The organism is Pseudomonas sp. CBZ-4 (assembly GCF_000346755.1).
Taxonomy (GTDB): Bacteria; Pseudomonadota; Gammaproteobacteria; order Pseudomonadales; family Pseudomonadaceae; genus Aquipseudomonas.
Genome location: NZ_ANNV01000168.1, coordinates 1 through 12,011, shown reverse-complemented (window position 1 = coordinate 12,011; position 12,011 = coordinate 1). Strand labels below are relative to the sequence as shown.

The 12,011-nt window shown below is 59.5% G+C and carries 10 protein-coding genes; 5 read left to right on the top strand and 5 right to left on the bottom strand.

Going from position 1 to position 12,011, the window contains the following annotated elements; translation table 11 throughout:
• Window positions 1–132 precede the first annotated feature (132 nt).
• The 4 genes from B348_RS0126110 to B348_RS0126095 form a co-directional block, all read right to left on the bottom strand.
• Window positions 133–762 carry a transcriptional regulator gene (locus B348_RS0126110; protein ID WP_017738981.1) on the bottom strand — a complete coding sequence of 210 codons (630 nt, stop codon included), beginning with the start codon at window positions 760–762 and terminating at the stop codon, window positions 133–135.
• Window positions 762–1,895 carry an FAD-binding oxidoreductase gene (locus B348_RS0126105; protein WP_017738980.1) on the bottom strand — a complete coding sequence of 378 codons (1,134 nt, stop codon included), beginning with the start codon at window positions 1,893–1,895 and terminating at the stop codon, window positions 762–764. Before B348_RS0126105 ends, B348_RS0126110 begins: the two co-directional genes overlap by 1 nt.
• Complete coding sequence (locus B348_RS0126100) at window positions 1,892–2,836, bottom strand: ornithine cyclodeaminase family protein (protein WP_017738979.1); 945 nt, start codon at window positions 2,834–2,836, stop codon at window positions 1,892–1,894. Before B348_RS0126100 ends, B348_RS0126105 begins: the two co-directional genes overlap by 4 nt.
• 68 nt (window positions 2,837–2,904) lie before the next feature.
• Window positions 2,905–3,843 (bottom strand): LysR family transcriptional regulator, encoded by a 939-nt coding sequence (locus B348_RS0126095; protein WP_017738978.1) that lies wholly within the window; start codon window positions 3,841–3,843, stop codon window positions 2,905–2,907.
• Between the two features lie 109 nt (window positions 3,844–3,952).
• Between B348_RS0126095 and B348_RS0126090 the strand changes: the two genes are divergently transcribed.
• The 4 genes from B348_RS0126090 to B348_RS0126070 all read left to right on the top strand — a co-directional run bounded on the left by B348_RS0126090 (window position 3,953) and on the right by B348_RS0126070 (window position 9,819).
• A complete protein-coding gene (locus B348_RS0126090) occupies window positions 3,953–5,452 on the top strand; it encodes a CoA-acylating methylmalonate-semialdehyde dehydrogenase (protein ID WP_017738977.1) in 1,500 nt (499 codons plus the stop codon).
• A gap of 343 nt (window positions 5,453–5,795) precedes the next feature.
• Window positions 5,796–8,321: a hypothetical protein gene (locus B348_RS01000000130335; RefSeq protein WP_017738976.1), complete on the top strand. Its 2,526-nt coding sequence runs from the start codon at window positions 5,796–5,798 to the stop codon at window positions 8,319–8,321.
• Window positions 8,322–8,696: 375 nt separating this feature from the next.
• Window positions 8,697–9,434, top strand: a complete 738-nt coding sequence (locus B348_RS01000000130330) for a hypothetical protein (protein WP_157356561.1) — start codon at window positions 8,697–8,699, stop codon at window positions 9,432–9,434.
• A 52-nt stretch (window positions 9,435–9,486) separates the two neighbouring features.
• Complete coding sequence (locus B348_RS0126070; RefSeq protein ID WP_256204503.1) at window positions 9,487–9,819, top strand: hypothetical protein; 333 nt, start codon at window positions 9,487–9,489, stop codon at window positions 9,817–9,819.
• A gap of 159 nt (window positions 9,820–9,978) precedes the next feature.
• On the opposite strand, the gene B348_RS0126065 is transcribed toward B348_RS0126070, so the two are convergent.
• Window positions 9,979–11,394, bottom strand: a complete 1,416-nt coding sequence (locus B348_RS0126065; RefSeq protein ID WP_017738972.1) for an MFS transporter — start codon at window positions 11,392–11,394, stop codon at window positions 9,979–9,981.
• A gap of 88 nt (window positions 11,395–11,482) precedes the next feature.
• On the opposite strand from B348_RS0126065, the gene soxR reads away from it, so the two are divergent.
• Window positions 11,483–11,935, top strand: coding sequence for a redox-sensitive transcriptional activator SoxR (soxR, locus tag B348_RS0126060; protein WP_017738971.1), 453 nt, complete (start codon window positions 11,483–11,485; stop codon window positions 11,933–11,935).
• Window positions 11,936–12,011 lie beyond the last annotated feature (76 nt).

Here is a 12,011-nt window from a genome sequence, read left to right as displayed (position 1 = left end):
GGCACTCCGGCTTTTCCAAAGTGAGCCGCCGTAAGGGCGGAACCATAGGTAGCCGTTACCCAAATAACGGATATGTACACAGAAAGACCGCCATCGCAGGCAAGCCAGCTCCCACAGGGAATAGAGGTGTGCTCAGATACCTTTTAATTCTTTGAGGTGCTTGTAGACCGTCGCCCGCCCCATCCCCAGCACATTGGCCACATAGTTCGAAGCACTCTTGCCCTTGAACGCACCCTCGGCATGCAACGCCAACACCAGCTCGCGTTTATGATCCCGGGTCAGCAGGTTCAAACTCAACTGCCGCTCACGCATCCAAGCATGCAAAAACGTATTGATCCGCTCCTGCCAGTCATCGCGAAACAACGAGTCCGGCTGCGGGATCAGCTTGCTCGGCGAGAGGAACAAATCCAACGCCGCCTTGACGTTTTCAAACAGCGAAATATTCAGGTTGATACACAACACCGCCAGGCGCCGGCCCTTGTGGTCGTGCAGCACGGTGCTCAGGCTGCGAATCTTCTGGCCGTCCCAGTTGAGCTTTTCATACGGGCCGATATTTACGTCACTGACGTCATCACTGAGCATGTCCTCCAGCGCCGAGTCATCGCCAATCGCCCGTTTCGACAGGTTGTTGGCGATGTAGTCGACCTTTTGCGAGCGCAAATCGTGCAGCACCGCTTCGGCGTGGGGAAAGAACAACGTGGCGATGGCGTCGGCCATCGCACGGAAGTTCTGCATGCTCTGTTCTTGTTCGGCGCTGTTCATCAACGGGGCTCCAGGCGGGCGGGGGAGAGCATACCAGCGTCGAGGCCGAACCGCGCCAGTGGCTCCGGCAAGGGCGCGCCGCGTACCAGTGCCGCACTGGCCTGGCCCATGGCCGGTGACGTCTGGATGCCGTAGCCACCTTGCGCGGCGACCCAGAACAGGCCAGGCACCTGGGAGTCGAAGCCGGACAGCAAATCACCATCAGGGACAAAACTGCGCAGCCCGGCCCAGGTGCGGGTCGGGCGGCGGATGGTCAGGGTGGTGGCTTCTTCGATCTGGTAGATGCCCATGGCGATGTCCAGTTCTTCGGGCTGGATATCCTGGGGTTCCACCGGGTCGGCGTTGGCCGGCGAGCCGAGGAACATGCCGGCGTCGGGCTTCATGTAGAAGGACTCGTCCAGCGCCACCAGCATCGGCCAGTGGTGAGTGTCGAGGCCTTCGGGGCCGGCGAAGATAAACGCCGAGCGGCGCTTGGGTTGCAGGCCGATGGGTGCGGCGCCGGCCATTGCGCCGATCTGGTCGGCCCAGGCGCCAGCGGCGTTGATCAGGGTCGGGGCGGTGTAGGTTTCTGCGCCAGCCTGTACCTGCCAAACGCCTGCGGCATCACGGCTTAAACCCTGCACGGCGTGATCGGTCAGCACCTCGCCACCGTTGCGGCGGATGCCCCGCAGATAGCCCTGGTGCAGCGCGTCGGTGTCGATATCGCTGGCGGTCGGGTCGTACAGCGCGCCGTGGACTTTTTCCCGGCGCAGGATCGGCAGTTTCGCACAGGCTTCGTCGGCGCTGAGCAGTTCAACCTGCGACACGGTGGCTTTGGCGCTCAGGTATTGCGCGTTCAACTCGGCCGCATCGCCGATAAAGTCCACGGTCATTTCGCCCCGTGGCGTCAGCAACGGATGCTCGCAGAAACCTTCTGGCGGGTGGTCGAAAAACGCCCGGCTGGCCAGGGTCAGCGCGCGCACCTGGGGGGTGCCATACGCCGCCGTGTAGAGCGCCGCCGAACGTCCGGTGGAGTGATAACCCGGGTGGCTTTCGCGCTCCAGCACCAGCACCTTGCCGTGCTGCGACAACCAGAAACCGGTGGACGCGCCAGCGATGCCGCCGCCGATGATGATGAAGTCTGCGTGGCTCATAGGTGCCTCCAGAGGGCATTGGCCAGGGCGATATCTTCCAGGCCCAGGCCGATGGAGCGGAAGAATACATGACGCTCGTAGGACGGGCGTTGCACGTGTTCGCTGAGCAGTTCGGGCAGGTCGCCGACAATGTGGCGTTTGTCCCAGCCATGTTGTTCCGTGGCGATGAGCATTTCACCGGCCGAGGCTGGCGTGGTCTGGCGATAGTCGCAGAAGACCTGCATGCCGTTGAGCGACTGCGGCGGCACTTCATGGGCGCGCGGGGCGTTGGTGCTGATGGACGTGATCAGCGCCGGTTTGCTCAAGCGTGCAGGATCGATCACCGGGCCGGCCGATGAGGTGCACAGCAGGATCACGTCGGCGGCGTCCAGCGCAGCATCGCTGCTCGGCGCAATGCTCAATCGTGGGTCGAGGCTTTTGAGGTGTGCGATGGCTGTGTCGTCGGCGCTGGCCAGGCCAGGCGAAAACAGGCTGATGCTTTGCCAGTCCCGGAGGTTTTTCACGTAGTGCAGATGGGCCTGGGCCACCTTGCCACTGCCAATGATCGCCAGGCGCCGCGCGGACAAAGGCGCCAATGCATCCACCGCCAACGCCGTCGTCGCGGCAGTGCGTGCGGTGGTCAACTCGGCGGCATCGCACAACAGCAGTGGCTGGCCGGTGTGCATCGACATCAACAGCGTCCAGGCCGTCACCAGCGGTCCTTGTTCACGCACGATATAGGGCGAGGTTTTCACGCCATAAACACCGTCCTCGGCCAGCACACCCAGGTAGTTGATAAAGTCGCCGGCACCGTGGGGGAATTCCACCAGTTGCTGCGCCGGCTGCACCGCCTGCCCGGCAGCCAGGTCGCGGAACAGCTTGTGCAGGATCTGCGGTACGTCGATTTGGGCGAGCAGTTCGCGGGCCTGGGTTTGGTTGATCACTTGAGGTGTGCTGGGCATGGGAGTCTCCGTGACTGAACTTATTTGTCCATTATGGACTTTCTGTTCTGCTGGGCAAGCGATAAACCTCACCCCACGTAGCGAAATCCACCCGACAGTTTTTCCTTCAGGTAGCCCACCAACACACTCACCGACTTCGGCACATGGGGCGAATACGGTCGGATCAAGTAGATCTCATCGGCAAACGCGCCCTTGAGTGTCCAGCCCTTGAGCACCTGCACCAACTTGCCACTGGCCAGCGCGGCATGGGCGCTGAAGTCCGGGAGCAGGGCGATGCCCAGGTGGTTGAGCGCCGAGTCGCGCAGGGCTTCGCTGTTGTTGGTGGCGAAACTGCCGGAGATGGGCACGGTCAGGCGCTCGACGTTTTTGCCGCCGCGTTCGAAGGTCCAGGCGGGCTGGTCGGTACCGCGTGGGTAGAACAGGCAATTATGCGCGGACAAATCGCCGGGCTCACGGGGTTCACCGTGGCGTTGCAGGTAGTCCTGGGTGGCAACCAGCACCGAGCCGGTATCGCACAACTTCCACGCCACATGGGTCTCCGGCACCTGGAAGCCGTGGCGCACGGCCAAGTCGTAGCCTTCGGCCGCCAGCGAGCTCAAGGCGTCCGACACATCGAGCTGGATGCGCACCTGCGGGTACTGCTGCAAAAATTCCGACAGATGCGACACCAGTTGCTGACGAGCAAATGCCACGGGTGCTGTCAGCCGCACCAGCCCGCGAATCTCGCCGACCGAGTCGCGTACCGATGAGAAGCTGCGGGCGATCTGCTCGTAGGCGCTGCGCACTTCACGGGTCAGCGACAACCCGGCGTCCGTCAAGCGCACGCTGCGCGTCGTTCGAGTGACGAGGCTTGTACCGGTGGCCTTTTCCAGGTCGGAAATACGCTGGCTCACGGCCGATTTGCTCACCCCCAAGCGTGCGGCAGCGGCAGTGTAGGTGCCGTGCTCTTCCAGTACCGACAGCCAATGGATATGGGTCCACAGTCCTTCGATCTCAGCCTTTTCCATGATTGGATTGTTCGCGTAGGTGGACAATAAGTTCAGGATTCTGCTCTGGTTTGGAACAAAGCGAAAGCCTATCGTGTGTCCAACGCTTATCCACCTGGGATCGACTGCCATGACAATTACAATCGAGCACTACATCAACGACCAGCGCGTGTCCCGCGATGACCGTTATCAGGACGTCTTCAACCCGGCCACCGGCGAAAAGACCGGCCGCGTCGCCTTGGCCAGCCGCCAGACCGTGGACGAAGCCGTCGCCGCTGCCCAGGCGGCCTTTGACGGCTGGGCCGACACCCCGCCGATCCGCCGCGCCCGCGTATTGTTCGAATACCTGCATCTGCTGCGCGCACGCAAAGACGACCTCGCACGCATCATTGTCGCCGAGCATGGCAAGGTGTTTACCGATGCCCAGGGCGAAGTCGACCGTGGCATCGACATCCTCGAATTCGCCTGCGGCATTCCCAACCTGCTGAAAGGTGAGTACTCCGACCAGGTTTCCCGGGGCATGGACAACTGGACGATGCGCCAGCCGCTGGGCGTTGTCGCGGGCGTGACGCCGTTCAACTTCCCGGTGATGGTGCCGATGTGGATGTACCCGATCGCCATCGCGGCGGGCAACACCTTCATCCTCAAGCCAAGCCCGACCGATCCAAGCGCCTCCTTGTTCATGGCCGAACTGCTGCGCGAGGCCGGCCTGCCCAAAGGCGTGTTCAACGTGGTGCAGGGTGACAAGGAATCGGTGGATGCGCTGATCGAACACCCGGACGTCAAGGCGGTGAGCTTTGTCGGCTCGACGCCGATTGCCCAATACATCTACGAAACCGGCGCCCGCCACGGCAAGCGCGTGCAAGGCCTGGGCGGGGCGAAAAACCACATGGTGGTGATGCCCGACGCCGATATCGAAAAAACCGTGGATGCCCTGATGGGCGCGGCCTACGGCAGTGCTGGCGAACGCTGCATGGCCATCTCCGTGGCGGTGCTGGTGGGGGATGTGGGTGACAAAGTCATCGCTGCCCTGACCGAGCGCGCCAAGCAACTGCGCATCACCGACGGCCGCGATTTGAAAGCCGAGATGGGCCCGATTGTGTCCCGCGCGGCGCTGGAACGCATCAGCGGCTATATCGAACAAGGCGTGCAGGCCGGCGCCCACCTGCTGCTGGATGGGCGTGACTACGTGCCGACCGAAGCAGGCCTGGAAAACGGCTTCTGGCTGGGCGCGACACTGTTCGACCACGTGACCCGGGAAATGAGCATCTACCGCGAAGAAATCTTCGGCCCGGTGCTGGCCTGCGTGCGCGTCAGCGACTTCGGCGAAGCGGTGAAGCTGGTCAACGACCACGAATTCGGCAACGGCGTCAGCTGCTTTACCCGCGACGGCAACATCGCCCGCGAGTTTGCGCGGCGTATCCAGGTGGGCATGGTCGGTATCAACGTGCCCATCCCGGTGCCGATGGCGTGGCATGGTTTTGGCGGGTGGAAGAAGAGCCTGTTTGGCGACATGCATGCCTACGGTACTGAGGGTGTGCGCTTCTACACCAAGCAGAAATCGATCATGCAGCGCTGGTCGGAGAGCATCGAGCAAGGCGCCGAATTCGCCATGCCGGTCTCCAAATAACCAAAGCCTGTACGCGGTCAACCTGTGGGAGCGGGCTTGCCCGCGAATGCGAAGTGTCAGTCACCTCTATTTCGACTGATACACCGCATTCGCGAGCAAGCCCGCTCCCATATTTTTTAAAGTGTGTTTCATTCAGCGAGGGTAATGGTTAAGTATCTTTAGTGACTAAAAGGTATTGTGTTACTAAAATACTATGTAATAGGAAAGCGGTGTTTTGAAGGAACTTATTCACTTGAAGAAGCGACTTATCTAGCTCCTGGTGTGCGACCTTTCGTATGGTTTGTGTACGAAAGAAACAGCGCGATACCTACCGCCATGAATCTATTGATAAGGTGAGCTGGCCATGAGTTCAAATCCCATTTCGTTTAATGTGAGTAGTCGCTACTTTTCTTCCGCCGATGATTCGCACTCGGCTACCAATGAAGTAAGCGACTCGGCGAGGCACTCAGCGGATAAAGATATTGGCCGTGGCGCAAACGTTAATCAGGTCGTGTCTTCTACTCCCGATTTGGACATTTACCGGGACATAATCTATGGCTCAGCGACTGTTGCACCGCCGTCGGCGACTTATACCTATCAGGAGCGAGAGCAGCGTATTGATCACTACGCTAAACGCATCATGGCGCGTGTTGAAGACATAGGGCGCGGTAGCGAAGGCGAAAGAAGTGTTAAATTTCAGAACGTTCGGGCGTTCATGGAGCCCTCGGGTTACTTTAGTGGCGGGTTGTTGGCCGCAGGGTACGACCCACACGAAAAAATCACGGTAACGTTCAACACGTATGTCGGGAAAGGACATGCAGAACATCTGACGACTACCACACAGCGGACTTATTCGGCATGGGAGATTGCTGCAGGTGCGCTGGCACATGATAAGCCCGCGCGGGGTGGGGTGGTCAATTTCAACTCCATGGTGATCGATCCCAAAGACAAGAACACTATTAATGACCTGGAGAGTCTTGGCAAAAAACTTCAGGCGCATTGGACGCAGGATATTGCCAACGCCATGCGCGATCCTTCAGGGCCATTGGCTAAGTTTTCCGGGGCGTCAGATGCTTATGTTTTACGTGGCACGTTACAAGGTTTAGTTGGGGACAAGGACAGCTTCGAACATCTGAGCCCCGCTGCACAAGCGGCGGTCCGGCGCACGCTGGATAAAAACGGACAAGTGATTATCCCCAATATCTATGGCTACCCCTTGGAAGGTTATGCATTTATCCCGTATACCGAGTATGACGGTAATTATAACGAGCACCGGCCCAATCAAGGAGTAATGATTGACTTGAGGAATGGCCGTGTCCGTGAAATTAACGGCGATAAGGAGTTTGCCAGTTGGGCCAAAGATAACCGTGATGATGTGCTGCGCCGTTTCAATGCCCGAGACCGCCAAGGCGGCCACGATGCTCATTGGCCTAAAGCCGGCGATGTTCTGCATAATTTGATTTCCGGTGTGGATGCCCATTATCCGGGGCGTCACAATTTTTTCTCGGATGAAGGTGTGCCGGTGTTGGCGACCTTTAACTACACCCGCTCGCGAGATAGCGACTATGAGTTGAAATACGCGGGTGTCGATGACGGTATCGCTGCCAAGTTCCAAGCGGTCAATGCCAAAAATGCGCTCTGGTCCGATCAGACTGAGGTGTTTGGTTCTTCTCAGCAGAATTGGAAAGGCGCTAAAGAACTCTGGGGTCATACATTCGGTTATCTACCCGTTGTTGGCACCGCGGGCAACATCGTATTCGGTGTGCACGATTCCATTTATGGCATGACCGCGGATGATCGTGTTGGCGGCAGCGCCGCCGCCGTGATTTCTGCCCTGCAACTGATACACGAATTGGGGCCACAGGCGCTGGAGTACAGTATCGGTGAGTCAGCCGTGGCGTTTAACCCGGGCAATAATTACCGGTGGCGATACAGCGCGCAGCAAAAAGAATTTGACTTGGTCCGCACCTCTAAAGCGTCAAGTACCGCTGATGAGGTCCCGGTCAATACCCAAGAAACACCTAATGTAAGGCCCCCCACTGTCGCCTCAACAACCTTTCCGGGAATGAAGGAGGTGGAATTTCTCGGCAAAAAGTACTTCGTTTCCGAAAAGCCGGATGCGGGGGATGGCGAGCATTTCCTGTTGCGAGTAAGAGATCCGAATGATCCAGAAAAATTGGTGAGTAGCGGGAAAATTGCCAAGCCGGACGAGGCGGGTGTCTGGAGGCGGCGAGGGGTTGTGGGCGGGCAAAAGACTGAACCCGTTCCGCTCAAAGAGCGTATTTCGGGCTCCACGCTACAGAAGCCTGCCACACCGGATCAGATTTTTGAGCTGAGCCTACTGCCTGATGGGCGTTACGCGTTAACGTCGCAAGACCCGAGGTACGGCAAGTTTGTCCTGAGAGATGGTGCGTATGCATTTGTGATACGGGCAGATGAGCCGGATAAGGTCTATGTGGGCTCCATGGACAAAGGCCTCACGCCGGCCGGTAAGCCATACGCCTATAACGCTCACATCAGTCCCCAGTGGGTGGAAGGACACTCGGCATTGACCGACGGGTTGAGATCCATCAAGGGGGGCACTACTGACGTACTGTATGCGGGCACTATTTACGTCAAGGCAGGCAAACCCGAGTTCTGGACCAATGCGAGTGGTCATTACCAGCCATCCGCCGAATTGCGCGAGACGAACATTACACCCGCAGTCAACAAAGTGCTGCCTGAAGAAAAATTTGTGGAGGAGGACCAGTTAACGAGGGAGCAAGAAAAAGCGTGGCATGACATCACGCATATGACGCAGGAGGAAAAAGAGGCCAATGACGCGTTCATGAGCCAGAAATACGCCACGAATGATGATGGTAACGAGATCAGCGATGACGAAGATTATTGAGGCGCACTACTGACGCCGCACAGAATCACTGCATGCCCATGGCACTGAGGGTGTGCGCTTCTACACCAAGCAGAAGTCGATCATGCAGCGCGGGTCGGAGAGCATTGAGCAAGGCGTCGAATTCGCCATGCCGGTTTCGAAATAACCCCAGGTTGTAGAAGATCCAATGTGGGAGCGGGCTTGCCCGCGATAGGGGCGTGTCAGCCAGCCAGTTTGGCACTGATGCACCGCTATCGCAGGCAAGCCAGCTCCCACACTTTTTTCTGCGCCAGGAACGGCGCGCAGGTCTTGGCTTCTCTTGCTCTACTTGAAGGAACTTGGCACGCTCACCCAGCGAGCGCACACAGTCAAATCAATCAATAGGGAAATGCCACGTTGAGCTGGGTAAAATTCGGAGTATTGCTGGCCTTGCCGGGGGCGCTGCTGTCAGTCCTGAGCATGTATATGGTGCTAAAGGACGACAACAAACTCGAGGCCGATCTTTCCTACCAATACGACAGTGCGCCACGTCTATTCACCGAGCGCTTGGACACGGTTAAGGAACACCTCGATTACGCGCGCCTGTATGACGACATCAAGCAAGCCGGCAACGGTGCCCTCAGCCACGAACAGATCAACAAGATCGTTGACCTGAGCCAGGCCCCCTATCAGGCCTTGTTCGACGCGCCGTTCGAAAGGGGACCTGACAACTACCCCGTCAGGCTGTTGATCACCCTCAGGAACACCGGCAGCAAGGTGATCAAGGAAGTGCACATCAAGCTACCTGAGAAAGGCGTCGTTCAGATCCGCGACGAATCACGTATCGATACCCTCAAACCGGATTTGATGAGCAGCGTGGAGATCCCGGCGATTGTGCAAAACGGTGTCTACAGGGTCTGGGTTTATTTTCAGGGTGATCTGAAAACACTCATGGAGAAAGACGTGCACATCGGCTACAGCGATGGCGTGGCACAGGTTCGCGTGTCTGAGGATGTCATTGGCCTCGACGCGCATATGGCCCGGTACGGCGTTTTCTGGTTGTCTGCACTGATGCTTGTCTACGTGTTGCTGGTTGCCCTCTACCTGCTGGTTTCGGCTTTCAAAGAAGATGAAACCAGCCCGGCGCCACGATAAATGACTGTCCCGGCATGGAATGGATCCCTGCCTCCGTCCATTGGAGAACGCTTTGAAAGCAATCGTCGGTATCGCCTTGTTGAGCACGTTGCTGGCGGGCTGTGCGCCGTCTTATTCGGTATGGACGAGCGGTATGAACGCGTTTGTCGGCACGCGCTTCGACGCCCACCTCTATGACGACTGCAGCCGCGGCTGTGGCGATTCCTACTGGTCGCCGGTCAACAAGAACAAGGTCTATGACCAGGTGGTGAAGGAGGGTGATGGCCAGCGCTACTTCGTGACCTGGATCCGCGACTGTCGATACTCTGTGCTCGTCTCGGGTGAGGGCATTATCCAGTCGTGGCGCTATGAAAATGAAAACCGGAGCAGCTGTTACGTTTTTTGATCGTTCCCCAAATAACCAAAGCCTGTACGCGGTCAAATTGTGGGAGCGGGCTTGCCCGCGAATGCGGACTGTCAGTCACCTATTTTTCGACTGATAGACCGCTATCGCAGGCAAGCCAGCTCCCACACAAGCCAGCTCCCACACAAGCATCAGCAACCACTAACCGATCCGTTGAACTACCCGCCTGGCAATCAGCACACCCACCACCGGTGCCAGCGCAAACACCGCAAACAACCACACCGCAGCGCTTGCCGTGCCTTCGATTCCGCCGGGGTCAGTGAGGCCCGCGATGTTCGCGACCATGCCCGCCAGCGCGGCGCCAAACGCGGTGGCGAACAGTTGCACCGTGGTAATGGACGCAGAGGCCAGGTCCTGTTCACCAGCGGGGGCCACTTGGAACACCCGGGTCAACAGGTGCGGCCATGCCAGGCCGACCCCCAGGCCGATCAGGACAAGGGCCACGCAGATCGGCACAAGCGTCTGCGCATCGCCGTGGCTTTCGCCAGGCATCAGCAGCGCCAGCGCCAGCATGCCTACAACACCCAGGATCGGTCCGGCGAGGATTGCCCGGCGAACATTCGCGCCCGTTATGCCTGCGCTGGCGATTGACCCCAGCGTCCAGCCGGCCGCCATCAGTGCGGCAAGATAACCGGCCACCAGGGGCGACTGATGGTGCAGGACTTGCAGAAACAGCGGTACAAAGATTTCGCCACTGGTGACGGCGACGGCCAACAACGCCATCGTGGCGTACAGCGCGCCAAGCGCAGTGGCCAGCCGAAAGGCGCCGGCGGGCAACAGTCGATGGCGAGCGCGGCTTTCCGTGATGATCAGCAGCCCAGTGAACAAGGCGGCCGCTGCGAGCCCCAGCAGGTTCAGGGGCAGGGTGGACGAGACACTGCCGGCCGACACCGACAGTACCGCCGCCGTCAGCCACCCCAGCTGAGTGATCGGCAACGGTGTTGGCGCAACGCGGTCTGTGTTGCGCCCAGGCAGTACCGCCGCGGCCAGCACGGCGAACAACCCGGCCACTGGAATCAAGGACCAGAACGCCGCCCGCCAGAGGCCCAGTTCGGCAAACACGCCGCCCACCGCGGGCCCGACCAGCGTTGCGACACCCCACATCCCAGAGACCAACGCCATCGCCCGTGGCCACAAGCGTTCATCGAAGACCAGGCGAATCATTGCGTAGGACAGCGCGAACAAGAACCCACCGCCCAGGCCCTGAACCAGGCGTCCGACCAGCATCACCGGCATGGAAGGCGCAAACGCGCAGGCCAATGCCCCGCCGGCGAACACCAGGCTGGCAACCCCGTACGCCCCACGCGGCCCGAGGCGGCCCAGCAGACGCGCAGACAACGCCGAACCGAGGATCGAGGCGGCGACAAACAGCGTGGTGTTCCAGGCGTAATAGTCGATGCCGCCGATGTCCTGCACCACTGACGGCAGAATCGTGGTGGCGATGTAGACGTTGATCGCATGCAGCACCACGCCGCCTGCCAGGGCCAGTGAGCGTACGCCGTTTGCACCGGACAGCAAGGCCGCCCAGTTGGAGGGAGTGGTTTGCGCTGTGTTCATGGAGACTCCATGTCAAAGGAATGAAGGCTTGCCAGGACAAGCCGACACTCTTTATAAGACCTCATGTATAGATGAGGTCAAGGCGCCCATGGCAGCGAAAATCGATGTGCACATTCCCCTCGGGGTCGGCGAAGTGGCGCGGCGTAGCGGGGTGACCGTGGCGACGGTGCATTTCTACGAAGCCAAGGGTTTGATCCACGGCCAACGCAGCCCAGGCAATCAGCGGCGCTACCACCGTGACGTGCTGCGCCGTATTGCGGTGATCAAGGTGGCGCAGCGCGCGGGGATTCCATTGGCCACCATCAAGGCGGCACTGGAGGAACTGCCGCAGGGGCGACCGCTGACGGCCAAGGACTGGACGCAGCTCTCTACGCGTTGGCGCGACCTGTTGAATGAGCGAATCAACAGCCTCACCCAACTGCGCGACCAGCTCGACGGGTGCATCGGCTGCGGGTGCCTGTCCCTGGCCGACTGCCCGCTGCGCAATCCGGGGGATCGGTTGGGGCAGGAGGGCGACGGGGCGGTGTTATTGGGCAAATAAAACCCTTAGCGCCGGCCGGTGCGCGTACTTATATCCACCCACACCGCCAACACCAGAATGCTGCCCTTGACGATCA

Excerpts from the sequence above, each read along its gene's own strand:
- B348_RS01000000130335 (WP_017738976.1), top strand. The coding sequence starts at position 5,796 with ATGAGTTCAAATCCCATTTCGTTTAATGTGAGTAGTCGCTACTTTTCT.
- B348_RS0126095 (WP_017738978.1), bottom strand. The coding sequence starts at position 3,843 with ATGGAAAAGGCTGAGATCGAAGGACTGTGGACCCATATCCATTGGCTG.
- B348_RS0126105 (WP_017738980.1), bottom strand. The coding sequence starts at position 1,895 with ATGAGCCACGCAGACTTCATCATCATCGGCGGCGGCATCGCTGGCGCG.
- soxR (WP_017738971.1), top strand. The coding sequence starts at position 11,483 with ATGGCAGCGAAAATCGATGTGCACATTCCCCTCGGGGTCGGCGAAGTG.
- B348_RS0126110 (WP_017738981.1), bottom strand. The coding sequence starts at position 762 with ATGAACAGCGCCGAACAAGAACAGAGCATGCAGAACTTCCGTGCGATG.
- B348_RS0126065 (WP_017738972.1), bottom strand. The coding sequence starts at position 11,394 with ATGAACACAGCGCAAACCACTCCCTCCAACTGGGCGGCCTTGCTGTCC.
- B348_RS0126100 (WP_017738979.1), bottom strand. The coding sequence starts at position 2,836 with ATGCCCAGCACACCTCAAGTGATCAACCAAACCCAGGCCCGCGAACTG.
- B348_RS0126090 (WP_017738977.1), top strand. The coding sequence starts at position 3,953 with ATGACAATTACAATCGAGCACTACATCAACGACCAGCGCGTGTCCCGC.